We start from the raw sequence: 25544 nt of genomic DNA, 5'->3' as shown, positions 1-25544 counted from the left end.
GGCTTATGCTCCTAAATCATCCAAATCTCCACCAAGCTTGGTGTAAATAAATACCATAAGGAAAATGATCAGTGCCAGCACCATAGAAAGGGCTGCACCAAACGGCCAGTCTCTTGATACCGTAAACTGACGGTAGATCAGGTTACCGATCATCAGGCTTGTTCCGCCTCCCAGCATATCAGTTACCATGTAATATCCGATACATGGAATAAAAGTCAGGATCACTGCTGCAAAAATACCTGGCGATGTAAGCGGAAGTGTTACCTTAAAAAATGTCTTTACCGGTCCGGCTCCAAGATCCTTTGAGGCTTCGATCAGACCCGGATCAAGCTTCTCGATCGAGGAATACATTGGAAGCACGGCAAACGGAAGAAACATGTAGATCATACCTACAATGATTGCAAAGTTATTATATAAAAGTTCCAGCGGTTCTTTGATCAGATGAATCGACATCAGAAAACTGTTGATGACGCCGCTGCTGTTCAAGAGGATAACAAAGCTGTAAAGTACGACCAGACCACTTACCCAGAGCGGAAGCATCAGAAGCACGGTAAGCAGTGAGGAAGTCTTTGCTTTTACCTTTGCAATAAAGCTTGCAAGTGGATATCCCATCAGTACGGTAAGAATCGTCGTCCATACGGCTACAACCAGCGACTGCTTGATAACCGTTGCATAAACCGGATTAAACATTTCCTTATAGTTTGCGATCGTCGGCTTATACTGTATGATGCCAAGCGGTCCCTTTGTCATGAAACTCATAAATGCAAGCAGTGCAAACGGCGCAAGCACAAATGCGATCATCCACACGGCAAGCGGTGCCTGCATGATCAGATTGGCCAGTTTTGCTCTTTTTGATTTTTCACTCTTCTTCATCCGGATCACCTCCCTCGATGTCCTTAACTGAATCCGTATGGATCAGTTCTTTTTCCTTGATGACAACGCCCTTTGGCAGATCCCAGTACAGATAAACCAGTTCTCCGGGTTCTGACAGATCCGATGCATCAAAACGGTTCACACGGATCTCCGTTCCATCATTTAAATTGATCATCATTTTAATCAGATTACCTACAAAAATGTTTTCTTTTACAATACCTTTGATCGTAAATCCATCCACCGGAGTTTTCGAAAACTTCATATGCTCTGGTCTTACGGATACGGCAAGTCCATCGTTTACCGCAATTTTATCCTTTGGATCAAGCTGTACCATGGCTTTTCCGACCTCAGTACCGATGACTGCGGTATCTCCATTGACCTCTAAGACAACCGCGTCCAGAAGATTGGTCTCTCCGATGAAGTTCGCAACAAATTTTGTCTTTGGATGTTTATATATCTCGACCGGCGTGTCGATCTGTTCAATCCGCCCTTCATTGATGATCGCAATGCGGTCCGACATTGTAAGCGCTTCTTCCTGGTCATGAGTAACATAGATAAATGTAATTCCAAGCTTCTTCTGAAGTCTTTTTAATTCGATCTGCATCTGTTTCCGGAGCTTCAGGTCAAGTGCGCCGAGTGGTTCATCCAGAAGGAGAACTTTCGGACGGTTGATAATGGCTCTGGCGATCGCAACCCTCTGTTTCTGTCCTCCGGACATCTGTGTGATCCTTCTTTTTTCAAAGCCTTCCAGTTGAACCATCCGAAGTGCCTCCATAACTCTTTCATGGATCTCTTTTTTCGGCACTTTTTTCACTTTCAAACCATAGGCAACGTTATCATAGACGTTCATGTTCGGAAATAACGCATAATTCTGGAACACGGTGTTTACATCTCTCTGATACGGTTCTTTTTTCTCAACACTTTCACCCTGAACCTTGATGGCACCAGCTGTCGGCATCTCAAATCCGGAAATCATGCGGAGCGTGGTCGTCTTTCCACAGCCGGATGGACCGAGCAGTGTCAGGAATTCTCCCTCCGCTATATTCATGTTCATGTTTTTTACAACATGATTTTCTCCATACATTTTTTCAACATTCATTATCGAAACAATTGTTTTACTCATAACCATGTGCCTCCAATCTTCTATCCTATTGCGTCAGAATTACGCTCATTCGTGCGGACACGTACCGCCTCAAGCACATCTGTTACAAAAATCTTTCCGTCACCATTCTTACCGGTTCCGATCGTTGCTGTGATATCTGCCAGAATATCCTCAACAACCTCATCCTCAACAACAACAAAAGCCATAATCTTCGGGAGAAGGTTAATGTCATCTCCGGTAAAATTCATCTCAGGCAGATAGCCTTTCTGACGTCCGCAGCCCATAACACTGTAAACCGTCATTCCCATGCAGTTATGGGACGCTAACACCTCTTTTAACCCAACTAATTTCTCCGGTCTTGTTACTACCTCTATCTTTTTCATAATGGTTACCTCCTTGTGTTGTGTATAAAAAAACAGTCAAAGGGATTTTTTGTCGCCTTTGACTGTTTCGGATCAATGTTATTTTTTAATAGCAGCTTTCGTATATCTGCGCTGCATCGGAAATGGTAAGTGACATCTCACCTGCGTCATCCAGACCAAACTCAGTGACCGCTTTCTCTGCCATTTTTGGAATGTCGCCTGGATCACTGGCTCCGATCGACCTGAGTGTCAGTGTCAGTCCCATCTCTTCATACACGGCTTTTGTCTTCTCAATTGCTGTCCTTGCGGTCTCATACGGATCTTTGCCTGTGATACCAAATACCGCATCTGCGTACCTTGTAAAATCTGCAAGCGTCCGCTCACTTAATATATGCTCCATCCACGCGGCATCAATGATTGCCATTCCATGTCCATGTGTTACATGATACTGGTTTGTCAGCTGATATTCCATTGCGTGACACGGCCAGCTGCTGAAATTTCCACATGCGATAAATCCATTGATTGCCCAGCTCGCCGCCCACATCAGATTGGCTCTTGCCTTCTCGTTGTCCGGTTCTTTTACCGCGATCGGTCCGTAGTGGACGCACACCTTTAAAACCGCATCCATCATGTCTTTTTGTATGTCAGGTATATCCATTCCGCTGAAATAGTATTCAAAAATATGTGACATAATATCTGCAACTCCTGCTGCTGTCTGATACGCCGGAACCGTAAATGTATAGGAAGGATCTAAGATCGAGCATTTCGGATAGAGAATGTCTGCGTTGATCTCTGCCTTATCACATTCTGCCGCATTACTGATCACGGAACTGCTGTCCATCTCAGAACCGGTGGCTGCTACAGTAAGAACACTTACGATCGGAAGTGCATCCGTGATCAGCTCATTGTTCTTTACGATATCCCATGCATCGCCATCATAGAATACTCCGACTGCGATCGCCTTGGCACAGTCGATCGTGCTTCCGCCTCCGATTGGCACCAGGACCTCAATCTGCTCTTTTTTGCAGATCTCAATTCCCTTCCTTACTGTCGCGATCTGTGGATTCGGCTCCACGCCTGACAACTCGGTATAAAAAATTCCGTTTTCGCTCAGAAGCTTTACCGCCTCCCCATAGATTCCGGTCCGTTTAATGCTTCCTCCACCGTAGACCAGCAATACCTTTTTCCCGTATTCCTTTACAAATTCCGGGAGCATTCTGATCTGTCCTTTTCCGAAGGCAATTTTCGTTGGTACATTGTAAATAAAATTCTCCATACTTGCCTGCCCTTTCTTCTGATCTGTTTCCAATACATTACGGCTCAACCCGTATGTAAACAATATCCCGATGTATTTAATTTCCGCCCATCAAAAAGGTATAATATTTATCCATAATGTTGATCTGCTCATCATCAACCGCTACAAGCCAGCTGTTCTTTTCCAGTTCCTCATATTTTGTGATTGCAGGATTATCATAAAAACCTTCCGGAAGATATTCCTCAATGTACTGTCTCTGTACCATTGGAATCTGACCCCACTCATCAATATGCATTGCAACTGCTTCCGGGCTGATCATATAGTTGATAAACTTCTGTGCAAGTTCCGTCTTTTTGCAGCCTGAGGTAATGCCCCAATACTGGATGAATTCCTCATACGGAGAATCAATCTCGGCGATATCGAATTTATCCCAGTTTGCTTCATCATCAAAACAAAGCACCGCATAATCCCAGGAAAGAGCGACCGAACACTCACCATTTACAAGCGCCGACACACAACTCTCACCGACAAATGCTTTTACATTTTTCTTAATATCTGTCAGCAGATCATTGGCTTCTGAGATCTGCTGCTCATCTGTGGAGGAGGCACTGTATCCTAATGCTTCAAGTGCTGCTCCATACAATGAAATCGTTGAATTTACCATTGCGATCTGACCTTTCAGTGCCGGATCTGCAAGATCTTTAAAGGACTTGATCTCGATTGGACATGTCTCCTTGTTATAGATGATTCCGGTAAATCCCGCATTCGAATCCGGGGTTACATAATCCAGATTCTCATCTCCGATCGGTCCTTTTTCAAGAAGAGAAGGTTCTTCATATTGTTCATTAGTGATCGCTGAATGATCCATTTTCTGGATTAATCCGTTGTCTACAAAGGATTTTACATATGCGGCTTCGATATCACATACATCATAATCAGAACCACCTTCAACTAGCTTGCTGATCAGTGTATCGGTATTGTCAATATATGTTACATTGACTTTGCAGCCTTCTTCTTCCTCAAACTTGTTTATCGCATCTTCGGAAAACATGCCATCCCAGAGACAGACATTTAATTCCGTGTCACCTGAGCTGCTGGATTCTGTCGTTCCAGATGAACCAGAGCCACATCCGGCAAGTAAAGCAACGGTCATGCATCCAGTAAGTAATAAACCAGCAATCCTTTTCAAACTCTTTTTCATATGAACTACCTCCTTTTCTTTCTAAACATTTTCAGCTATCCTATCAAAAATCCTTTTCATCTTCCAGGTAAAAAAAGCAGTCAGAGGCTTTCCCACATCGCCTTTGACTGCTTTCTAACCAGAAAAAGGTACCTAAGGGAAAACCCCTTAAGTACCTCTTTGCACTTTTGATATTTTGCATCATATACTATGGTATTATACCAGAGTCAATACCTTTTTTATTTTCTTTGATTTTTTTGATGTAAAATAAACTTGACATTTTTTGCAAAACATACTTGACATTTAATGCAAAGTAAACTATTCTATATTTGCAAAGCAAGCTATGCAAAACATTTTAAAGTTACAACACATTTGGAGGACGAAACATCAATGAAGAACCGGATCAGAGAACTCCGCAAAGCTCAGAAGCTTTCGCAGAGTGAGCTCGCCGACATCGTCGGAACCACACGCCAGACGATCACCTCGATCGAGGTTGGCAAATATACAGCGTCCCTCGGACTTGCATATAAGATCGCACATTACTTTAACCTGTCAATTGAAGAAGTATTTGACTTTAGTGAAATCGAAAATGAGGAGTAAAACAATGGAAAAGAAACTTATGAAAATGAAAAAAGAAATTCAGGAACAGAACAGATTTTATTCAATGCTGGCGCTTCTCGGACTGTTTGCCATCATTCTGACAAACTCCGGTCATCTGGCTCCACAGTACAGCGACCCACATGCCGCTGAATTTGCTCATGGAGTGCTCATCGGACTTGTGATCGTAATCGAAGTGTTCTCGCTTCTTAACATCGCTAAGAATCTGACAGCCTTAAAAGATGAGACGAAACTTCGCAGATTATACAATGAAAATCATGACGAAAGAACCGAACAGATTGCTGCAATCGCCGGACAAAAGGGCCTGAAATTCGCTATTGTCATCGTACTGATCGCCGCTTTCATTGTAAGCTATTTCAGCCTGGAAGCCTTTATCGCTATGCTGGCATGCATCATTATTTTCTCAGCTACCGTCAAAATCTGCAGACTGTATTATACCAGAACCTACACTGGGGAAGAGGAATAAACTTAATGTTTATAATTAAGGTGCCAAAATGTGGCTTTCCATTTTTGAATAACAAATTGCACAAAGCAGTACCAATTATGTTCCATTGTACGAAAATAAGAAAATCTAAGTTTACCTGAATTATTTTTTGCAAAGTGACGTGTACGTCTTAAACGCCCCGTCCATGGGGCGTTAAGACTTTTGCAGCCGTCCATGGCAGCAAAACACTGTATACAGGCAGGTAAACTAAGATTTTCTAATTTTCTCCCAAGTCACAAAATCGGTCGCTGCTTTGTGCAATTTGCCAACCACTAATCTGAAAACCATCTTTCGCCACCCAATCGGTTTATACAGAATACATCAATTTCCCCTTCTCCTGAGCATATTCTTTTAAGTTCAGGCACGCCTCGTTCTGCGGTCCGAATTCATCTACCGCGCAGATGCAGGAATGGCAGCTGTCGATCAGCTGTTTGGCCTTTTCGACCTTATCCATGCCAATAGATGAAAATGCCTTCTCACTTACGACCTCAGAGCCAAGCGCTCTGGCAGCTGCAAATTCCACATCATTTTCCTGAAGTATACCTGCTGCAAACGGAATCTGTTTCCGTTGCAGCTTCTGATATACCGCAATTCCGCTTCCACCACCGCCGATCACAAAAACCTCCGGTGCTTTCTTCTCTACATGCAAAAAGACCTGCCCTGTGACCGGGTCAAAACTCATCTCATCTACACCATACAATTTCTGAATATAATCCCCTGTAAAAATCTCCTCTGGAGTTCCGATTCTGTCAATCTTGTCACCTTTGACGCAGGCAACCGTATCCGAAATCTTTGATACGAGATCCAGTTCATGAAGTGACATAATGATTGCTATGTTTTTCTCTCTTGCAAGCCTTCGGATATTTGCAAGAATGTCAAGCTTGAATCCCATGTCAAGATAGGAGGTCGGTTCATCCAGTACGAGGATCTGCGTATCCTGGCAGATTGCTCTGGCAAGCATCAGCCGCTGTCTTTGTCCGTCACTGATTCGCCGGAAATCCTGCTCTGCCACTTCTTTGGCATTCACAAGTTCGATCGCTTCGTCCACCTTTTTCCAATCCTCTTCGGATAAAATTCCAAGTTTTCCGGTATAAGGATAACGCCCGGATGCCACAACTTCCCGGCCTGTCATAAGCTCCGTCCGAAGCCGTTCTGTCATAACCATGGAAAGCTGTTTTGATATCTCACTGTCTTTTAATTTATCTGCCGGAGTTCCTTCCACGTATATCGTTCCGGCAATTTTTGACAACTGCTTTGTGATCGTTTTTAAAATCGTGGATTTCCCGGATCCATTCGGTCCGATCAGCGTTAGGATTTCGCCCGGATGCACATGCAACTCTACATCCCGGATTAAGGGAATGCGGTCATAACCAACCGTCAGATTTTGCGTCCAGAGACCGGAATTCTTATTTTCAAAACCGTCATTTTCGGAAGTCTCTTGCCTGATTTGCTTCTCACTCATCATTTCATTCTCCTTGCCTGATGTATTTTCTCCGTATATGTCCAAAAGCACTTCATTACACCGTACATTTCTGCAAATTTTGCAATTAGCTATTGCATAATCTATTTTTTCACAGTTTCTGCTTGCGCAGCATCGCCGCAATGACGACCGGAACAAGAAATACTGCCGTCACAGAACTGATGCTGAGCTCGGTCGGTGCAAATACGGTGCGTGCGATACCGTCACAGAATAAGGTCACAACTGCACCACACAGAAAACACCCCGGTATTAAAACGATTGGTTTTGCTGTGCCTGTCGCAAGTTTGACCAGATGCGGAACCGCAATTCCTACAAAGGAAATGGGTCCGGCAAAAGCCGTCACGCATGCCGACAGAAGACTCGAAAGCAGAATAAGCCCGATCCGGAGCGCCTTAACATTCACGCCAAGGTTTCTCGCATAAGATTCCCCCATCTGATACGCGCCGATCGGTTTTGCAAGGAAAAACGTAACCACAACGGTAACTCCCACCAGCACGGTCATAATGCGGATGTTATCCCATGTCATTCCGGAAAAACTTCCCATCGACCAGTTGTGCAGGTTCACGATATTGGAATCGCTTGCAAACGTCACGCAAAAATCTGTGATTGCCGAGCAGATATAACCGATCATGATTCCACAGACAACAAGCAGCGACATACGTGACACACGAAAAGAAATCAGAAGTACAAACCCCATAGCAAGCAGCGATCCTACAAAAGCGGCTGCAACCATGCCAAAAGAGCTGATCATAATGCCCTTTTCCAGAAGAAAAATCATGGTAAGTGCAACCACAAGTTTTGCTCCGGATGAGATTCCAAGCACATAAGGTCCCGCGATCGGGTTCTGGAAAAAGCTCTGAAGCAGGAAACCGGATACCGAAAGTGCTCCTCCAAGCAGGATTGCGGCAACAATTCTCGGAAGACGGATCTTCCAGACAATCTGATACAGAGTCGGATTATCGGTGTTTTTCGCAAACAGTCCCAGGAAATCTGAAAATGACATTTCCACACTTCCTACACCTACGTTCCATAGAAAAAGCCCTGCTAAAAGCACAATAAATAACCCAAACGAAATAATATAACGCTTCTTCATAATTTCCTCGTCATTCTACCTTTCCCAAATTCAAGCAACTGACATCTGTGAAATCCGTTTCCAATAATCTGAAATCTGGCAAATACCATCCATCATTTTTACTGCATCCATCGCATGTTAATCCAGTTTCTTCAGAAAATGATATTCTGTGTCTGTATCCTGCGTCAGGATCTTGTTCAGATCTTCAATAAAATCACAGGTTTCGCTGGTCTGCTGATAAAAATTGCTTCCCGTTGTATAGACCTGTCCTGATTTTACCGCTTTAAAATCCGCAAATAAACTGTTTTTTTTCAAAAGTTCATCAATCGAAGTAAGTTCTCCTTCAATTGTTCCATTGTAGATCAGCACATCCGCATCCTTTTCCGCTGCGTAAAAGTCTTCCATCTGCATTTTCATTGTGGAAAGTGCATTCTCCTCTCCGTCAACATATCCGTTCAGGGAATAATTGCCACCCGCAAGCTCGATCATTGATGCAACATAATCATTTGGCTTTCTTACTGTGATTGTTCCATCGGATGCAACCGAGAAAAACGCAACAGAACGTCCGGTATTTTCCTTTTCCAGGATTGGTGTGACACGGGCTTCCTGTTCCTCAAAAAACGCTTTGGCCTGCTGTTCCCTTCCAAACAGAACGCCAAAAAGTTTTATCCATTCCAGTCTTCCAAGCGGATGCTTTTCATAGCTGGAACGCTCAACCATAACCTGGATTCCAAGCTCCTCCAACTTCTCTTTCACTTCCGGATTGTGCGTGATCATGGTATTTTCAACAGCAAAATTGCAGCCACCGGCAAGAAGCATTTCATAGTCCGGCGCACTGTATTTTCCAGCGTAGATCAGACTTCCATCCTCCATCGCATCTGCTGCTTTCTGCACATACCAGTCTGACTGCTTAGTTCCTGTGTATGTTACATGAGACAGTGCATCCACCTGGCACACCAGATCCATAACCGCGCTGGATACCATGTATACATGATTCAGGGGCTGCTGTAAAACAACAACATCCGATGGCACATCCGATGGTTCACTTACCCCTTTCGGAATAAGCAAAAAACGACCGTTGTTCACGATCGTAATCATTTTATATGCTCCATATTGCTCCACGCTGAACTGATCCGCATAAGATAATTTCATGCTTCCATTACACTCCAGATCATTGAAACTGACATCTTCCGGAAAAGAAAATGTCAGTGTGTAATCAATCTCGTGCGGTGTACTCATCGCTGTCGTATCACCCACTACATCCATCTGACACGGAACTCCGCTGATCGGGAATGTAAATGTGGAATTGCCGCCTTCATTCTCATTCGTGTATTTCTGATCGTCCACAAGCATGTAGTCGTAATGTGTGCTGCTCCATACAATGGTTGCATACGCCTGCCCGTCTTTCACGGTAACCTTTGCCTGCTGGTCCACTGTAGCTTTGCCGCTTCCACCTTCCAGCGTAACATTTACGGTGTATTCGCCATCCTCCAGAACCGCCACTTCATCCGTTTCACTTTCCGTCACGTTTCCAGCCTGCTCTGTGCCACTCTGGTCTGCTGTTTCCGTTGCATTCTGATTACTTCCGGTTCCGCATCCGGCAAATATCTGCATACACATAAACACAGATAACATAACTGCTGCAATTTTTTTCTTATTCATACAGATTCCTCTCCGGTCTCCTTTTATTTCCTCTGGAAAAAACATCTGCTTCTTTAGTTGGCATCTGTCAATGCTGGCTGAGGATCAGAAACACTTACCTTGTGATCGTACCACTCACCCTTTGTTCCAAGGATTGCAAGGTCAAATTCTTTATCTAAAGCTTCTACAGGAACATCGAATCCATAAACTTCTTCTGTTGTTCCATCATCATATGTAACCGTGTCTGTTGTTGGCTGTAACAGTTCAGCTCCGTCTTTTGCTGCATCTGCTGCTGTTCCAACATAAAGATTAACGATTTTCTGGGATACAAGGCTGATATGAATGGACATTTTACCATCTTTTACCGTAAGCTCTCCACATCCGTTCTTTGCCTCGTTTACATGAAACATGCTGCTGTCTGTATTAAATTTTGCGGTATAAATGCCATCTTCGAGAGCACCTGTTGTGCTCTCTGAAGATGTTACAATGTTTCCAAGTGACTCAATTGCGTTTTTGGTATGATCAACATAGATCTGCTGGATTGCATCGATCTCGCCAAGACCTGAGATCTGTGTATCAATTTTGTCGAAGTATCCGCTTGCTTCGAACTGGCTCTTCCATGAATCGTCATCATCACCGGCCATATCGTTGTTTGCATGATCACCGGCAACTACCATAAGTGGTCTTAATACAACATGTTTGTAGCCTGCTTCTTTCACTGCTTCAATGACATTCTCACATGCAGTTTCTTCCGGCTCACCTTCTACAGTTCCGATGAATACATTGTCATATCCAAGATCTTTCATCTGTGTTGCCATCTGGCTGTAGCTTACTTTTGCTGTATGGGAAGTACCATGTCCCATAAATACAAATGCTGTGTTGTCGTCTTTTGCAGCGTCTAAAGAATCAAATCCTGCTGTCTTAACAGCTTCTGCTGTGATTGCTTCTGCAACCTTTGCTTTGTCCTCGTTTACAACTGTTGCATCAGACCCAACTTCACCGAGTAATGGCTCTGCAACGGTAACTGTTTCAAATTTATCTTTATAATTATCAAGTGTTTCTACAAGTTCATCATACTCTGCACCATGCATCAGATGTGTAGGCTGAACAACAAGGTTTTTTACACCGTTTGCTACAGCTCTTTCCAAAGCCTGGTCAACGTTGTCGATCTTCTCATCATCTCTTGCCTGAACATGGTTGATAATGATCTGTGCTGTGAAAGCACGTCTTACAGACCAGTCTGGGTAAGCTTTTGCAAGTGCTTTTTCGATTCCTCCGATATCAGCAACACGGCTGTCGTTAAAGGAAGTTCCGAAACTTACAACAAGAAGTTCATTTTCTCCGATATTGTCCTCATTTAAAGGATCATCTTTGGATGCATCTCCTGTATCTCTTCCAAAATAATCAGGATCTGCGTTCTCTCCGGAAACCAGCTCTTTCTGTGCATCTGTAAGTTTATCCCATGCTGCCTTTGCTTCTGCACACTGCTCATCTGTTTTGTCATTTCTTGTCTGTACATAAATTGCATCGATCAGATCTGCGACTTTATCTGCAGCTGCCTGATCGTCATCCTGTGTGCTCTGTGTGTTCTGTACAGATTCTGTTGTGTCTTTTGTTTTGTCACTTCCGCATCCGCCAAGCATACCAATGGTAAGGGTGCACGCTGCAAGTAACGCCAGTGTTCTCTTTTTCATATTTTTCTCCTTTTCTCAACTGTGTTTCGTTAGGCATTTACATATGAGAGTTTCGCAACTGCCTAGTCAGTTCATAGGTTCACGAAAATGGATTCCTGCATAAAATGCATAAAAATAGAAACTCCGCTTAAACTATTTAAGTGGAGTAATAAAGTCCATGCAAAGGAAACCTGCCTACTGACAGAGATGCATATAACAGTACGACCAATTACTCGTGATCTGGGAATTACGGAGCTGCCGTTTTCCCTGTACCAGACAACTGGCAGGTTTCCTGGCTGATAGATCCTCATATGAATTCTGCCTTCCCAATGCCATGCATCAGTGACGTAATCGAATCCACACTCCCTAATCACAGTGACGAGATCGTACAGGACTTGCACCTGTTTCCCTTTTAACCGGTCCAAAGCAGCATAATGAAGCATTTTGCCTGTATCTATGCAAACAATGACCGGCACCAATTATCTTTCTTATGAAACTTTAACCATACTAGCATATTCATCTTTGATTTACAATAACAACTTTTATTCTACATTTTTCAGTGCCTGATCCATTGGTATCTTCCGGATTCTTATGAAATCCAGTACCATAACGATCAGGTATCCGATCAGAACAAAACCAAACATTTTCACATACCCAAGTGGTTTGATGAAAAACGAAAACCAGCCGCTGTATTCATACATGATCTGTTTCCATGCAATATTCATAACAGTCGCACCAAGTATCACGCTGAGCGCATCTACGATCACCAGTACAATGGTTGTGGAAAGCAGATACAGGCTTGCAATCTCCCTGTTTTCATAACCAAGTATTTTCGTCATGGAAATCGCATTTTCATTTTTCTCTATGATCAGCTTGGTCAGCAGATAGATCAGCACAACCGACAAAAGGATGCACAGAACCTGGAAATAAGTCATGTACGATCCCATGGAATGATTCAGCTGATCACACATTTTGGTAATATCTTCCTTCGTGATCACAGTTGCGATGCAGTCATGATCAATATCTGTAATCCTGCTGTCTGACAGATAACCGCTGAAAACTTCCTTCTTCAGATCGAATGTATCCCGGTAATTGTCAATCGGCATAAATATGGCAATGCTCTGACACTTATCGTAAATTCCTTTTACCCGGAAATCATACTGTTTATCCTCGTATTTTTCATCCAGAATGATCGTATCGCCCTTATGAAGTTCATATTTTTCTGCATAAGATTCTGAGATATAGACCTCCGTGTCTTCGAGCGCATCCAGATCTGCAATCTTCACATAATTACTATCATCTTCAATTCCATATGCAGAAATCTCTTCATCAAGTGCTTCTCCTTTGCGCACCAGCGATTTCATCGCGAATTTTTCCGCGTCCGGATTATCGGTTGTGATCGCATTACCAGACATATCCTGATAAGATTTCAGTACATACTGGTATTTTGCAAACATCAGATCATCCGCATGATCCTGATAGTATTTTAAGGTATCTGGCATTCCAACTGCCATTGCCAGCATGATCATAATAAAGAGCACTCCTACAAAAAGGATCAGATAATTCGGTATATTCTGAAGCATGACACGCAGACGGAATCTGCTGAAAAACTTCCATTTTGGCAGGCGCATTGCCTTTTTACGCTTTGTCTTTTTCAGATCATGTCGTAAAAACTGAAGCGGTGTGTGCTGCATCATGCGGATGATTACGACCAGGTTCACGACGAACATCAGAACGACCGGGATCAGTGTCGTTTTCACAAATGCGTCCGGATTCCAGATTGTTTCATAGGTTGGCAGACTGTAACTGTTATAATACATTGATACCACTACATTTTTAAATACGGAATACCCGAGGATATTTCCAACGCATGCTGCAAACAGTGTAACGATCACCGGCATGGAAAGATAATGACGGATCAGCTCGCCCTTTGTATATCCTGAGGCTCTGAGTGTTCCGATTGTAGAAGCTTCTTTTACAATCGTATTGCTGATCGTAACGGCAAAAATAAATGCTATGATTACAATCAGAATGTCCAGAAGCACTCCGCCCATTGCCACATCGGAACCCATATCGTCTGTTGCAAAATTAATCGCCGGATTTGCATATCGTGGCACGTAATCCTTTAACTCATTCTGGCGCATCAGAGTCTGTGCCGTCAGACATTTCCGGAAATCATCCGACAGCTCCTTCGGAATTCGTTTTATGAGTGGATTTTTTATTTTTTTCTTCATTTTTCACACCCCTTACCACTCTAAATCTGCTGCGGAAACCTTATCGGTATTCACATCGTTATGCCGTACTGCCCCGTCACGCAGCTTGATCACGTGGTCTGCCATATGACGGATTGCTTCATTATGTGTAACCATAATAACCGTATTGCCATATTTTTGGTTGACATCCTCGATCAACTTTAGGATCTCCTTGGAAGTATTGTAATCCAAAGCTCCGGTCGGTTCGTCACAGAGCAGAATATCCGGATTCTTTACGATTGCACGTCCGATGGATACTCTCTGCTGCTGTCCACCGGAAAGCTGGTTCGGAAGTTTATATCTGTGCTCAAAAAGCCCCAGTGTGTGGAGAAGATCATCAATATCAAGCGGTGAATCGGACAGATATGCGCCAACCTCGATATTTTCCTTCACATTCAGGTTCCCGATCAGATTGTACATCTGGAACACATAACCAAGGTGTTTCCTGCGGTACTGCGTAAGCTTCTTTTCTCCCATATCTTCCAGTTTATCGCCGCCGATCGAAATATAGCCGGAATCTGCCTGATCGATTCCTCCGATGATATTAAGCAGCGTGGATTTTCCTGAGCCGGAAGGTCCAAGAAGTACGCAGAATTCTCCCTTTGCAACCGAAAAATTCATTCCTCGCAGCACTTCCTGCCTGGTCTCTCCGCTCCCAAATCCCTTTTTCAGATCTACGATCTCTAAAAATTTTCTTTCTTCTTCTGACATAAAAGTTTCCTTTCTATCCTGATTTTCATAACTTTTCTTCGGGTTAGTTGCAACTAATTTAAGTTCATTATATCAAATATATTTTTTATTACAAGAAAACTTTCAAAAAGTGGTAACACTTATATGCATGGCAATATCATTTTTTCATTTGTTCTACTCATATTTACTTTCATGCTAATATGCATTATCATATTAGCATGAAAGGAGATACTATATGACTCAATTTGAAAAATTAGATTTGTTGTTGCATAAATGTGGGGGAACGATCCAGACTTTTCAAGTTATAAATAATGGAATTAGTAAATCTATGTTTTATGCATATGTGAAGGAACGTGAATTAGAACAAGCTGCTCATGGCGTGTATGTATCACCGGATACGTGGACAGATGCTATGTACATTTTACATTTGCGTTGTAGCCAGGCTGTATTTTCTCACGAAACCGCATTGTTTTTTCACGATTTAACGGACAGAGAGCCTTTGAAATACACTATAACAGTAAGAACTGGATATAATCCAAGTCGTTTGCAGGAAGATGGTTTTCAAGTGTATACCGTGAAAAAAGAATTACATGAAACAGGAATTACAACTATGCAGACATCATTTGGGCATTCTGTTCCGGTTTATAATATGGAGCGGACAATTTGTGATCTGCTTCGCAGTCGAAAAAATATAGAAATACAGGTCTTTCAGGATGCATTAAAGCAATATGCCAGACATCAGGATAAAAACTTGCGGATGCTTATGAAATATGCATCCATGTTTCACGTTGAAAAGATATTAAGACCATACCTGGAGGTGTTGCTTTAAATGATAACAACAGCAAGGCAGTTAAAAGATTTGATTCGGAATATGTCAAAGAAAAAATCCGCAGATGCACAAATTTTGATGCGGAATTATATCGATTCCACTAGACGATGGTGTCTCGTTTCGTATCAAACGGATATCGGAAATCATGGAAGAAGCAGATTATCCTGGTGTTCGTGTAAGCATGGAAACCAAATTTGATGGTGTAATCACGCCCATTAAAGATTGATATTTCTACAGGGGATGTAATTACACCAAAAGAAATCAAGTACAACTTTAATTTTATGCTTGAAGATCGCACAATTCAGTTATGGGCATATAATCTGGAAACGGTATTGGCTGAAAAATTGGAAACGGTTGTTCGCCGAAATGTTACGAATACACGAATGAGAGATTTTTATGATATTTATATCTTACAAAAGCTACATGGCGACCAACTCAAAAAGGAAGTATTATGGAATGCACTTGTAGCTACAGCTAGAAAACGTGGAACATTGAAGCAAATAGAATCTGAAGATATAAGAGAAATATTTGATGAAGTTGAATCAAGTCCGGTTATGGAGAAACTATGGAAAACATATCAAAAAAATTATTCTTACGCTGCTGACATTCCATGGCATATCGTCATGGATTCTGTTCGATATTTATATCAAATTGGATATTCGAATAAATTTTAAAATAAGTATACTATTCATCAAAATTCAAGATATAACCTTGCATATTCAAGTGGTTCATCGGTTGCAAGTGCGCTCAAGGCGCAGAGCAGAGGTCCTCCGGACCTCTTGTGCTCATTACTCAAGCAGCCATGCGATTTCTTCTTTATAAGGAGGGATTGTCTTTTTGGTTGATCCTTCCTCGCAAAGCCATGGCGTTTCCAATATTTTCGGCACAGATAAAAATCGCTCATCATGCACCACTTTATGTAATGTATCGTATCCGATGGTCCCTTTTCCGATATTTGCATGCCGGTCTTTGTGTGCGCCAAGCAGATTCATACTGTCGTTGACATGAAATACTGCGATCTGATCCAGTCCGATCACACGGTCAAATTCCGCAAATACCTCATCATAATGACCGACCAGATCATAGCCGGCGTCATTGACATGACAGGTATCAAAGCATACCCGCAGCCGGTCTTTTTTGTCCACGCCCTCATAGATAGCCTTAATCTCCTCAAAAGATCTTCCAATCTCACTTCCCTTGCCAGCCATGGTCTCAAGTGCAATATATACTTCATCCTCATTCTGGTTCAATACGGTATTCAACCCTTTGATGATCTGCTCTGTTCCCGCTTCCACACCTGCGTTCACATGACTTCCCGGGTGAAGAACAAGTATCCTGCTGCGCATTGCCGCAGTACGGATGATCTCCTTTTCAAGAAATTCCACCGCAAGCTCGAATGTTTCCGGTTTTACCGTATTTGCAAGGTTGATGATATACGGTGCATGCACCACGATCTCATCGATTCCATGTGCATGAGCGTATTCCCAGCCTGCGTCAATATTCAGTTCTTCGATTTCTTTTCTTCTGGTGTTCTGAGGTGCTCCTGTATATAACATAAACACATTGGCTCCATAAGACGCCGCCTCTTTCGCTGAGGCAAGAAACATTTCTTTTCCTGCCATTCCAACATGGCTTCCAAGCTTAATCTGACTCATTTTATTCTCCAAACTATTGAAATTGCAATTACATCGAAATCCATCCAAATGCGTTTGCGATGGAACTAATTAAAATAATTGTCGCAAAAATCGGACACATAAAGCGGATCATAAATACAAAGATTCGCTTTCTCTTAAATGTACCATTCTCTTTTGTCATTTCCTCATTGATTTTATCAATCCCGATTACTTTTGTAACCAGAAAACATGTCGCAATTGCCGCGATCGGCATCATCACGGAATTTGTAAGAAAATCAAAGAAATCAAGACAGGCCATTCCAAGAATTTTCATGCCTTGCAGTGGACCATAACCAAGCGATGATAAACTGCCTAAAACAAACATGATTCCTGCAAGAATCACAACAGATTTCTTTCTTCCCCATCCAAGTTCATCTTCAAAAGTCGATACCGCACTCTCTGTCAATGCAATAGAGCTTGTGAGCGCTGCACACAATACAAGGAAAAAGAACAGCACTCCAACGATTGATCCAAATCCCATACTTGCAAATACTTTCGGAATCGTAATAAACATAAGAGAAGGACCGGCCTGTAATGTTTCCGCATCGCCGCCAGAAAAAGAAAATACCGCCGGAATAATCATAAGTCCAGCCATAACAGCAATTGCCGTATCAAAAATCTCGACATTTACGGTCGATTTTTCAATCGAAACATCATCTTTCATGTAAGAGCCAAATGTAACAAGGATACCCATTGCAATAGACAATGAATAAAACATCTGTCCCATAGCTGTTACAACTGTCATCCAGGAAAAATTCTCAGGCTGTGGAATCAAAAAATACTTCACGCCGGCAAGCGCCCCCGGTCTTGTGACGGAATACACCATGATTACCACTGCCAGCACTACAAGGATCGGCATCATAAATTTTGAAACACGTTCCACACCATTGCGCACACCACTGTAAATAATTGCAACGGTAATCAGCATAAATATGATAAAACAAATCTCCGCTGATACTCCACCTGAAATAAATTCTCCAAAATATCCGTCCTCTGCAAGACTTTCCGCATGCCCCATCAGATACTCGATCAGATATTTGATTACCCATCCACCGATTACCGAATAATATGGAACAATAAGAAGCGGGATAATCGCATTGATCCATCCACCAAATGACAGCCATCTGGATTTACCAAACGACTGATATGCCCCTACAGGACTTTTTCTTGTCATACGCCCAAGCGAGGTCTCCGCAATGATCATCGTGTAACCAAACGTCAATGTCAGTGCAATATATATAATAAAGAAAATTCCACCACCATATTTTGCCGCCAAATATGGAAAACGCCAAATATTTCCAAGTCCTACCGATGCTCCTGCCGCGGATAAGACAAAACCTAACTTTCCGGAGAATGTACTCCGCTTTTTGCCATGTTGATTCATGTTTTCTGCTCCTCTGACTTCTCTGATTGACTGCAAAACGTTTATATCACAACTCCATTACAGTGGTCAATCTCATGCTGGATGATCTGCGCTGTCCACCCTGAATATTTCCCATGCTGCGGCTTAAAATTCTGATCCAGATAATCAACCTCGATCTCTTCATATCTTGTGCACGGTCTGACTCCAATAAGCGACAGACAACTTTCCTCGGTCTCATATACGCCTGATTTCTTCGTGATCACCGGGTTTACCATCGCAAACTGAAACGGACCTGCCGACACGACAATAATGGATTTGTTGACTCCGATCATATTTGCAGCCATGCCGACACACGCATCACGATTTGCTTTGAGCGTATCCAGCAGATCTGTTATCACCTGCTTGTCTGCCTCCGTGGCCGGCTGCGCCTTTTTTGCAAAAATTTGTTTGCCCTTTACAATTTTCTTAATCATACTTATATTTCCAACCTATTAAATCCAGTTATAATCTCCGCCTGTGATCGCAAGCGACAGTAATGTATCCATTTTTTCCACTTCATCCCTGCCTTTAATCACCTGGATCAGCTTTGCAGATTCAGCAGCCTTTGGCATCTCTTCATCCGGTCCGATCTCCATGTCAACATCCTCTCCACAGTCCGGGCACACCATCTGTGGTCCGATCTTCAGTGACAGAAAACGGCTGCCACATTCCTTACATTCATAATATCCGCACATTTCTGTGCCATCTGGTACATAATACATCAATCATTTCTCCATTCTTAACACCTGATTAGGTAAGTGCGAAACTATGTAATTCTAAATTAAGCATGTACTGTGAGTACAAATCAGCGCAGGCACGCTCTCGCTGCTCATCGCTGGCAACGGTACATAAGCGACCACAATACGGTCGCTAAATACCGGTCGCTCTGAAGCACCTGCGAGTTATCTGTACTCACAGTACATGTCAGAGTAAGTTTAAATAGTTTCGCACTTACCTAATAACACTTGATAATTATGAAGCATGTTTGGGTTTTTATCAAGTTCTGGTTTTTCCAATGGCTTTGTTATAGGAAAAATCTATGGCAAACAGTCACAAAAATATATTATACAATTGTCCGATACAATGCTACGATTCTTTATATTTACATTACGGGAGGCAATTCATGAGTACATTAAAGACACCATTTCGATATGATTTTGTGGGAAGCTTTTTAAGACCACAGAAACTCAAAGACGCAAAAAAACAGTTCGAGGACGGCAAGATCACAAAGGCAGAACTCGATACCATCACCGATGACTGCATCCGCGACATTGTTGCAAAACAAAAAGCAGCCGGCTATCATGCGATCACCGACGGAGAATTCCGCAGAACATACTGGCATCTGGATTTCATGTGGGGATTCGAAGGCGTTGGACATGCCAAAAACGGTGGCGGCGTACAGTTTGACGCAGAGATGGCTGACCTGGAAGACACCTATCTTACCGGAAAAGTCAAAGCGAAAAAGCATCCGTTTGTTGAATATTTCAAATTTTTAAAACAATTTGAGGATGAAAATACGGTTGCCAAATACACGATTCCTGCTCCAGCCCAGATGTATCAGCAGATGATCGTTCCACAGAACATCGAACAGACCAGAAAATTCTACGCAACCGATGAAGAACTGATCCAGGATATCGGAACTGCTTATCAGGATGTGATCCGCCAGTTCTACGATGCAGGATGCCGCAATCTCCAGCTTGATGACTGTACCTGGGGAGCGATTGTCGGTAATGCTGCAAAACAGAGATATAAATCTCTTGGTCTGGATCTGGAAGAAGTAAAGGCACGTCTTTTAAAAGTAAACAATCTGGCTCTTTTAAACAAACCAGCAGACATGGTCATTACTTCCCATATCTGCCGTGGAAACTATCATTCCACCTTCTTTACAAGCGGACCTTATGATTCTGTTGCCGATTACGTATTTGCCCAGGAAAATGTCGATGCACTTCTTCTGGAATACGATGATGAAAGATCCGGCGGATTTGCTCCACTTGCAAAAGTATCCAGCGATAAAAAAATCGTTCTCGGACTGATTACAACCAAAAAACCGGAACTGGAAAACAAAGATACCGTAATCGCAAGAATCCACGAAGCAGCAAAATATATTCCGCTCGACCGCCTCTGCCTCAGTCCTCAGTGTGGTTTTGCTTCCTGTGAAATCGGAAACAAAATTACAGAAGAAGAACAGTGGGCAAAGCTTGCTCTTGTCAAAGACATCGCAGAAGAAGTATGGAAAGCTTATAAATAAAATTTTTCCTTTTCTCCTCCCTGATTGCATGGTACAATAAGACTATAAACGACCAAGGAGGGTGAATTATGAACGAAAAGAAACGGAAGTCAACCGTGCTGGTCAAATTGCTTGGACCAGTACTCGCACTTGGAATCATTGCAGTTGTTACCGGCGTTGTCGGTCTTTCATCCATGATATCTATACAAAGTGCAAGCAAACAGGTATCTGGCAAAGGTATCAGAGCAATCATCTGCTTAGATGAACTTGAAAAAGACTTTATCCAGACACAGAAACTCTGTCTCGCAATCTGCTCTGATCCGGGCAATAAAGATCTCTACCAGTATGTTGCCGGTCAGCTTACCACATATCAGGATGATACCGCAGAATACGAGAAAGAACTCCTGGCAATGGATGATTATTTCTCAGCAGAGGATATGCAGACCATGCAGGATGTCTTTGATTCCATGAGTAAAGCACAGGAACAAACCATCGCATTAATCCAAAGTGCAATGTCACCTGATCCGGATGATGGCCTGGGAGCCAAAGCAAACGATACTTTTACACAATGGAATACAGACATTGGTGATAAACTTGATCAGCTGATCCAGAGCAATGACCAGCTCATCAAAGATAACACAGCATCACAGGAAAAAACATATAAAAAGAACCGTATTGTAGCTTTTTCCATGATGATGTTATCTTTTGCGATGTTATGTGTTACTGTAGTTGTTGCTTATACTTCTATTGTAAAGCCATTAAAGAAACAGTCCAAACAGTTAGCTGAAATTATCGATAAGATCAACAATGGGCAGGGTGATCTGACTCTGCGTGTCGATGTGAAATCAAACGATGAAATTGGGCAGTCTTCCATGGGTATCAACCACTTTATTGAAACCTTACAGAATATCATGTCCAAAATTATTTCCACCTCCCATGTGCTTGATGGCGTAGTCGGAAATGTAGCAGGAAGCGTGTCCGCTTCCAGTGACAGTGCCAATGACATTTCTGCGATCATGGAAGAACTTTCGGCTACAATGGAAGAAGTTTCGGCAACTACAAACAGTGTGACCACCAATACATCCAATGCGGAATCCAAAGTAAAAGATATCGCAGACCAGACCAAAGTCATTTCCCAGTATGCGCAGGAGATGAAAGGCCGCGCTGTTTCACTCGAACAGACAGCAACCGCTAACATGAACAATACCACGGAAGTCATTGACGATATCACCAATGAGATGAACGTTGCTCTCGAAAACAGCAAGAGTGTTGAAAAAGTCGCACAGCTTACCGAAGATATCCTGAGCATTTCAAGCCAGACCAACCTTCTTGCTCTGAATGCATCCATTGAAGCTGCGCGCGCCGGTGAAGCAGGTAAGGGATTCGCAGTTGTTGCTGACGAGATCCGCCAGCTGGCAGACTCAAGCCGCGAGACTGCTAACAATATCCAGACCATCAATGAGCAGGTAATCGAAGCCGTCAACGGACTGGTAAAATCTTCTGAACGGATTATTAACTACATCAACGAGAATATCCTTCCTGATTATAAATCTTTCGTTCAGGGCGGACATCAGTACAGTGAAGATGCCGTTCATATCGACGATGCAATGATACAGTATGAACAGAATGCCCAGGAGATTCTTGCAACAATGACCGAGATCACCGATGCAATCGAAGGCATCAACAAAGCTGTTGAAGAAAGTGCAAACGGTGTTACCGATGCAGCAACCGATGTCGATTCTCTTGTTCAGTCTATTTCCGAAGTAAACGGAAAAATGGAAGAAAACACCCAGGTTGCCAATAACCTGAAAGAAGAATCTGCAAGTTTTGTGAATGTTTAATTTCGTTATATTATCAAAAAAGGAGCTGCCAGGCTCCTTTTTTGTATTGTAAAATTTTAAAAGACGGTGTGAATTTTTTTCTGTAAATTCAGATCTTCTATGATAATTGATGCGGCTTAACAGCAGGTTTCTGTGGTTAAGCCGTTGTTTATTTAATAGCAAAAATAAGCTGGTATGTCAAGAGCACCCAGAAAATCTGGGTGTGTATTTACTCTTGACTATCCAGCTTTCATTGCTATATCGACATTCGCTCAGGATACATAATTTCGAGCTCACCGCGGATTTTGCCCCAGTTGCGGATTGGCATTGTCCACTTTTTTGCTATCTCAAAGGTTCCTAGGTATAATGCCTTCATTAACGCCTGAGAGCTCGGAAATACGCTTCTTTGCTTATTTAGTCTACGATAGCATGAATTCAACGATTCAATGGCATTTGTGGTATAAAACGCAGTTCGAACCTCTTTGGAAAATTTAAAAATAGGGGAGATTGCATCCCAGTTATCATGCCAGCGATTCATAGCGCTCGGATATTGTCCCGACCATTTTTCAGTAACGGTCTTTAATTGCTTTCTGGCGGCTTCTTCATCGGCAGCTGTATAGATTGTTTTTAAGTCTTTAGCAAAAGCTTTCATATCCTTGTTTGCAACGTATTTAAGAGTATTTCTCACCATATGTACTATGCAGCGCTGTTGTTCTGTTTTAGGAAATGCAGCAGAGATTGCATCCTTTATTCCTGTCAGTCCATCAGAGCAGAGAATGAGAATGTCTTGAACACCCCGGTTTTTCAGACTATTTAGCACTGACAGCCAATATTTGCTGCTTTCATTTTCACCTACGACAATGCTTAATACTTCTTTCATTCCATCTTCATTAATTCCAAGGACGACATATGCAGCAAGTTTTCTGATCACACCATCGTCACGCACAGAAAAATGTACAGCATCAATAAAAACGATTGGATATACTGCAGATAAAGGACGATTCTGCCATTCCTCGATTCTTGGAAGAAGCTTGTCCGTGATATCGGATACCATTCCTTCGCTTACTTCAAAACCATAAATATCCTCTATTGTCTCTGAAATCTGCCGTGTGGTCATTCCCTTTGCATACATGGAAATGATTTTGTCATCAATCGATGAGATGTCTTTTTGGCGTTTTGGAAGTACCTGAGGCTCAAAGGAACTTTGTCGATCCTGAGGAACATCGACCTCAAATTCACCATATTTACTACGTACAGTCTTTGGCTTTGTCCCATTACGATAGTTAGGTTCACTGGATCTTTCATAACGATCATAGCCAAGATGATTATCCATTTCTGTTTCGAGCATATCTTGAATTGTTCCGGACAGAAGATCCTTTAATGCCTCCTGGATATCGTCAGCGGACTGAATATCATACTCTTGAAGCAATCCTTGAATCAGATTTCTCTTTCCTTCAGTCATTGGTTTTGGTTTGTAAACTTCTCTTTTTCTGTTTGCCATAATAAAAGGCCTCCTATGATTTTAATATTTTATCATAGAAGACCATTATATTGTCTAATTTACAGAAATTTTTTCACAGGCTCTTGCTCAAAAATGGAGATATAAAAACGCCTCTAACAGAAAAAACGCCCAGACTATATCAATCGTAAAGTCTGGGTGTTTTTTCTGTTATGAGAGTTTTATGCTTCCATTTCCATATATGCATTTGCAATCTTCTGATATTCCACAGAATTCGTGATTTTCTCAACCGTAAAATCCTCTTCTTTTACTTTCACGCGGTAAATATATACACCGTCCTGACTGATCGTATCACCTTCGATCTTTGCTCCTGCCACATAATTCTTATGTTCAAATTCAAACTCATCCACGACAGCCAGTTCTACTTCCTGACCATCCTTGTCTGTCACTGTAAATGTCGCATATTCTTTAAATTCCTCTGCCATAGAAACCTCCTGTTTTAAAAATCATAGCGCACAACTTCACAATTCTGGATTCCAAACGCCGCATATTCTTCATTGGTCATCTCATAGAAATAAGACTGAACGACCCTTGCAATTCCATTGTGCGCAACCAGTATATATGTTTTGTCCGAATTTCGGACTTCATCCAACAGATTATAGACACGCTGTGCAAGATGAAGCATGGACTCACCGCCTTCATATCGCATCACAAACTGACTTTTCGCCTTTTTGAACTCTGCTCCATTCCTTGCAGTCGATTCGTACTTGCCAAAATTCTACTCTTTTAACCTCGGCTCTTCACGAGCTGGAATTCCAGTGATCTCTGAGATATGCCTTGCCGTCTCCTTCGCACGGATAAGTGGCGAATACAAAATCTCGTCTGCATGAATATTTTCACTCAGAATTTTCTTACCTGTCTCAATCGCCTGTGTGTGCCCAAGCTCTGTCAGTTCAATATCGGTTGCACCACAGATCTTATTCTCTACATTCCAGACTGTCTGTCCATGACGGACAAAATATAAACATCCCATTTCTTTTATCCTTTTTACAATATTACTTAAAACCTTCTCCCACATTTCGGACAATATTCAAAATCCTCTGTGGTCGTATAGCCGCAGTATCCACATCTTTTTGCAGCGTGCTGGTATCCAGGCTGCTGGATCCGTCTCAGATGCTGTGGAAGTATCTCCACGTCTTCGCCCCGTGCAATCCTTTTCCCGATCTCCGGGTCAAGTTCATATAATGTATTGCAGCAGCTTGTCTGCACATAATAATGACGGTTCCATTTCAGACACGGAATAAAAAACAGGGATAACGCCATATATGTCATGAACACATGAAATCTTCCATATGAACCACATACGTCACAGGTGATCACCTGATTAAAATCAAAATCTTTCCTTCCGTCATTTATTCCCATTATGAAAAACATACTGCCTCCTGATCTGCA

Annotated in this window: 23 protein-coding genes, 2 pseudogenes and 1 riboswitch; of the genes and pseudogenes, 6 read left to right on the top strand and 19 right to left on the bottom strand. The window is 42.3% G+C overall.

Annotated features, from left to right (window positions below; translation table 11 throughout):
- Positions 1-3: 3 nt before the first annotated feature.
- The 5 genes from FYJ75_RS09390 to FYJ75_RS09370 form a co-directional block, all read right to left on the bottom strand.
- Positions 4-873 (bottom strand): ABC transporter permease, encoded by an 870-nt coding sequence (locus tag FYJ75_RS09390; RefSeq protein WP_154430197.1) that lies wholly within the window; start codon positions 871-873, stop codon positions 4-6.
- A complete protein-coding gene (locus FYJ75_RS09385; protein WP_154430196.1) occupies positions 860-1996 on the bottom strand; it encodes an ABC transporter ATP-binding protein in 1137 nt (378 codons plus the stop codon). The genes FYJ75_RS09390 and FYJ75_RS09385 overlap by 14 nt, the downstream gene beginning before the upstream one ends.
- 20 nt (positions 1997-2016) lie before the next feature.
- Complete coding sequence (locus FYJ75_RS09380; RefSeq protein ID WP_154430195.1) at positions 2017-2358, bottom strand: P-II family nitrogen regulator; 342 nt, start codon at positions 2356-2358, stop codon at positions 2017-2019.
- Between the two features lie 85 nt (positions 2359-2443).
- On the bottom strand, positions 2444-3613 hold the full coding sequence (locus FYJ75_RS09375; protein ID WP_154430194.1) for an iron-containing alcohol dehydrogenase: 1170 nt from the start codon (positions 3611-3613) through the stop codon (positions 2444-2446).
- A gap of 76 nt (positions 3614-3689) precedes the next feature.
- Positions 3690-4793, bottom strand: coding sequence for an ABC transporter substrate-binding protein (locus FYJ75_RS09370; protein WP_154430193.1), 1104 nt, complete (start codon positions 4791-4793; stop codon positions 3690-3692).
- 369 nt (positions 4794-5162) lie between these two features.
- Between FYJ75_RS09370 and FYJ75_RS09365 the strand changes: the two genes are divergently transcribed.
- Entirely contained in the window at positions 5163-5372 is a 210-nt protein-coding gene (locus tag FYJ75_RS09365) for a helix-turn-helix transcriptional regulator (RefSeq protein ID WP_154430192.1), read from the top strand.
- 4 nt (positions 5373-5376) lie between these two features.
- Positions 5377-5856 carry a hypothetical protein gene (locus FYJ75_RS09360; RefSeq protein WP_154430191.1) on the top strand — a complete coding sequence of 160 codons (480 nt, stop codon included), beginning with the start codon at positions 5377-5379 and terminating at the stop codon, positions 5854-5856.
- Between the two features lie 325 nt (positions 5857-6181).
- Here the strand turns inward: FYJ75_RS09360 and FYJ75_RS09355 are convergent, their stop codons facing one another.
- From FYJ75_RS09355 to FYJ75_RS09330, 6 genes are all read right to left on the bottom strand, one after another.
- Positions 6182-7336, bottom strand: a complete 1155-nt coding sequence (locus FYJ75_RS09355) for an ABC transporter ATP-binding protein (protein ID WP_154430190.1) — start codon at positions 7334-7336, stop codon at positions 6182-6184.
- A 109-nt stretch (positions 7337-7445) separates the two neighbouring features.
- Positions 7446-8447 (bottom strand): FecCD family ABC transporter permease, encoded by a 1002-nt coding sequence (locus FYJ75_RS09350; protein WP_154430189.1) that lies wholly within the window; start codon positions 8445-8447, stop codon positions 7446-7448.
- A 117-nt stretch (positions 8448-8564) separates the two neighbouring features.
- Positions 8565-10088 carry an ABC transporter substrate-binding protein gene (locus FYJ75_RS09345; protein ID WP_235907059.1) on the bottom strand — a complete coding sequence of 508 codons (1524 nt, stop codon included), beginning with the start codon at positions 10086-10088 and terminating at the stop codon, positions 8565-8567.
- Between the two features lie 53 nt (positions 10089-10141).
- A complete protein-coding gene (locus FYJ75_RS09340; protein WP_154430187.1) occupies positions 10142-11761 on the bottom strand; it encodes a sirohydrochlorin cobaltochelatase in 1620 nt (539 codons plus the stop codon).
- Between the two features lie 257 nt (positions 11762-12018).
- Positions 12019-12221: riboswitch (cobalamin riboswitch) on the bottom strand.
- A 61-nt stretch (positions 12222-12282) separates the two neighbouring features.
- Positions 12283-13974, bottom strand: coding sequence for an ABC transporter permease (locus tag FYJ75_RS09335; RefSeq protein WP_154430186.1), 1692 nt, complete (start codon positions 13972-13974; stop codon positions 12283-12285).
- Between the two features lie 12 nt (positions 13975-13986).
- Positions 13987-14703, bottom strand: a complete 717-nt coding sequence (locus tag FYJ75_RS09330) for an ABC transporter ATP-binding protein (RefSeq protein ID WP_154430185.1) — start codon at positions 14701-14703, stop codon at positions 13987-13989.
- Between the two features lie 214 nt (positions 14704-14917).
- Between FYJ75_RS09330 and FYJ75_RS09325 the strand changes: the two genes are divergently transcribed.
- Positions 14918-15511 (top strand): type IV toxin-antitoxin system AbiEi family antitoxin domain-containing protein, encoded by a 594-nt coding sequence (locus tag FYJ75_RS09325; protein WP_154430184.1) that lies wholly within the window; start codon positions 14918-14920, stop codon positions 15509-15511.
- A pseudogene (locus FYJ75_RS09320) lies at positions 15512-16185 on the top strand (nucleotidyl transferase AbiEii/AbiGii toxin family protein).
- A gap of 114 nt (positions 16186-16299) precedes the next feature.
- Here FYJ75_RS09320 and FYJ75_RS09315 read toward each other — a convergent pair.
- From FYJ75_RS09315 to FYJ75_RS09300, 4 genes are read right to left on the bottom strand one after another with little or no spacing between them, the layout of a single operon-like run.
- Positions 16300-17166, bottom strand: coding sequence for a deoxyribonuclease IV (locus FYJ75_RS09315; protein ID WP_154430183.1), 867 nt, complete (start codon positions 17164-17166; stop codon positions 16300-16302).
- Between the two features lie 28 nt (positions 17167-17194).
- Positions 17195-18568, bottom strand: a complete 1374-nt coding sequence (locus tag FYJ75_RS09310; RefSeq protein WP_154430182.1) for a sodium-dependent transporter — start codon at positions 18566-18568, stop codon at positions 17195-17197.
- A gap of 41 nt (positions 18569-18609) precedes the next feature.
- Positions 18610-19020 (bottom strand): peptide deformylase, encoded by a 411-nt coding sequence (locus FYJ75_RS09305; protein ID WP_154430181.1) that lies wholly within the window; start codon positions 19018-19020, stop codon positions 18610-18612.
- A gap of 18 nt (positions 19021-19038) precedes the next feature.
- On the bottom strand, positions 19039-19308 hold the full coding sequence (locus FYJ75_RS09300) for an FmdB family zinc ribbon protein (RefSeq protein WP_154430180.1): 270 nt from the start codon (positions 19306-19308) through the stop codon (positions 19039-19041).
- A 401-nt stretch (positions 19309-19709) separates the two neighbouring features.
- On the opposite strand from FYJ75_RS09300, the gene FYJ75_RS09295 reads away from it, so the two are divergent.
- Together FYJ75_RS09295 and FYJ75_RS09290 are read left to right on the top strand one after the other, a co-directional pair.
- Positions 19710-20834 (top strand): 5-methyltetrahydropteroyltriglutamate--homocysteine S-methyltransferase, encoded by a 1125-nt coding sequence (locus FYJ75_RS09295; RefSeq protein WP_154430179.1) that lies wholly within the window; start codon positions 19710-19712, stop codon positions 20832-20834.
- A gap of 68 nt (positions 20835-20902) precedes the next feature.
- A complete protein-coding gene (locus tag FYJ75_RS09290) occupies positions 20903-22654 on the top strand; it encodes a methyl-accepting chemotaxis protein (RefSeq protein WP_154430178.1) in 1752 nt (583 codons plus the stop codon).
- A gap of 235 nt (positions 22655-22889) precedes the next feature.
- Here FYJ75_RS09290 and FYJ75_RS09285 read toward each other — a convergent pair whose 3' ends face one another.
- From FYJ75_RS09285 to FYJ75_RS09270, 4 genes and pseudogenes are all read right to left on the bottom strand, one after another.
- The gene (locus FYJ75_RS09285) at positions 22890-24134 is read right to left on the bottom strand and encodes an IS256 family transposase (RefSeq protein ID WP_154430177.1); all 1245 of its coding nucleotides are present in this window, start codon (positions 24132-24134) and stop codon (positions 22890-22892) included.
- Positions 24135-24313: 179 nt separating this feature from the next.
- Positions 24314-24577, bottom strand: a complete 264-nt coding sequence (locus FYJ75_RS09280) for a DUF1292 domain-containing protein (RefSeq protein ID WP_154430176.1) — start codon at positions 24575-24577, stop codon at positions 24314-24316.
- Positions 24578-24591: 14 nt separating this feature from the next.
- Positions 24592-25125 (bottom strand): annotated as a pseudogene (locus FYJ75_RS09275) (histidine phosphatase family protein).
- Between the two features lie 26 nt (positions 25126-25151).
- On the bottom strand, positions 25152-25526 hold the full coding sequence (locus tag FYJ75_RS09270; protein ID WP_154430175.1) for a zinc ribbon domain-containing protein: 375 nt from the start codon (positions 25524-25526) through the stop codon (positions 25152-25154).
- Positions 25527-25544 lie beyond the last annotated feature (18 nt).

The sequence above is a fragment of the Roseburia porci genome (assembly GCF_009695765.1).
Lineage (GTDB): Bacteria > Bacillota > Clostridia > Lachnospirales > Lachnospiraceae > Roseburia > Roseburia porci.
Note: the sequence above shows the minus strand (reverse complement) of the source record. Positions and strands in the feature narration are given on the sequence as shown.

Bases quoted from the DNA above. Each gene is read 5' to 3' on its own strand.
- FYJ75_RS09315 (WP_154430183.1), bottom strand. From the start codon at position 17,166: ATGAGTCAGATTAAGCTTGGAAGCCATGTTGGAATGGCAGGAAAAGAA.
- FYJ75_RS09345 (WP_235907059.1), bottom strand. From the start codon at position 10,088: ATGAATAAGAAAAAAATTGCAGCAGTTATGTTATCTGTGTTTATGTGT.
- FYJ75_RS09270 (WP_154430175.1), bottom strand. From the start codon at position 25,526: ATGTTTTTCATAATGGGAATAAATGACGGAAGGAAAGATTTTGATTTT.
- FYJ75_RS09280 (WP_154430176.1), bottom strand. From the start codon at position 24,577: ATGGCAGAGGAATTTAAAGAATATGCGACATTTACAGTGACAGACAAG.
- FYJ75_RS09375 (WP_154430194.1), bottom strand. From the start codon at position 3,613: ATGGAGAATTTTATTTACAATGTACCAACGAAAATTGCCTTCGGAAAA.
- FYJ75_RS09385 (WP_154430196.1), bottom strand. From the start codon at position 1,996: ATGAGTAAAACAATTGTTTCGATAATGAATGTTGAAAAAATGTATGGA.
- FYJ75_RS09300 (WP_154430180.1), bottom strand. From the start codon at position 19,308: ATGTATTATGTACCAGATGGCACAGAAATGTGCGGATATTATGAATGT.
- FYJ75_RS09340 (WP_154430187.1), bottom strand. From the start codon at position 11,761: ATGAAAAAGAGAACACTGGCGTTACTTGCAGCGTGCACCCTTACCATT.
- FYJ75_RS09380 (WP_154430195.1), bottom strand. From the start codon at position 2,358: ATGAAAAAGATAGAGGTAGTAACAAGACCGGAGAAATTAGTTGGGTTA.
- FYJ75_RS09325 (WP_154430184.1), top strand. From the start codon at position 14,918: ATGACTCAATTTGAAAAATTAGATTTGTTGTTGCATAAATGTGGGGGA.
- FYJ75_RS09365 (WP_154430192.1), top strand. From the start codon at position 5,163: ATGAAGAACCGGATCAGAGAACTCCGCAAAGCTCAGAAGCTTTCGCAG.
- FYJ75_RS09355 (WP_154430190.1), bottom strand. From the start codon at position 7,336: ATGAGTGAGAAGCAAATCAGGCAAGAGACTTCCGAAAATGACGGTTTT.
- FYJ75_RS09285 (WP_154430177.1), bottom strand. From the start codon at position 24,134: ATGGCAAACAGAAAAAGAGAAGTTTACAAACCAAAACCAATGACTGAA.
- FYJ75_RS09290 (WP_154430178.1), top strand. From the start codon at position 20,903: ATGAACGAAAAGAAACGGAAGTCAACCGTGCTGGTCAAATTGCTTGGA.
- FYJ75_RS09335 (WP_154430186.1), bottom strand. From the start codon at position 13,974: ATGAAGAAAAAAATAAAAAATCCACTCATAAAACGAATTCCGAAGGAG.
- FYJ75_RS09350 (WP_154430189.1), bottom strand. From the start codon at position 8,447: ATGAAGAAGCGTTATATTATTTCGTTTGGGTTATTTATTGTGCTTTTA.
- FYJ75_RS09330 (WP_154430185.1), bottom strand. From the start codon at position 14,703: ATGTCAGAAGAAGAAAGAAAATTTTTAGAGATCGTAGATCTGAAAAAG.
- FYJ75_RS09370 (WP_154430193.1), bottom strand. From the start codon at position 4,793: ATGAAAAAGAGTTTGAAAAGGATTGCTGGTTTATTACTTACTGGATGC.
- FYJ75_RS09310 (WP_154430182.1), bottom strand. From the start codon at position 18,568: ATGAATCAACATGGCAAAAAGCGGAGTACATTCTCCGGAAAGTTAGGT.
- FYJ75_RS09305 (WP_154430181.1), bottom strand. From the start codon at position 19,020: ATGATTAAGAAAATTGTAAAGGGCAAACAAATTTTTGCAAAAAAGGCG.
- FYJ75_RS09390 (WP_154430197.1), bottom strand. From the start codon at position 873: ATGAAGAAGAGTGAAAAATCAAAAAGAGCAAAACTGGCCAATCTGATC.
- FYJ75_RS09360 (WP_154430191.1), top strand. From the start codon at position 5,377: ATGGAAAAGAAACTTATGAAAATGAAAAAAGAAATTCAGGAACAGAAC.
- FYJ75_RS09295 (WP_154430179.1), top strand. From the start codon at position 19,710: ATGAGTACATTAAAGACACCATTTCGATATGATTTTGTGGGAAGCTTT.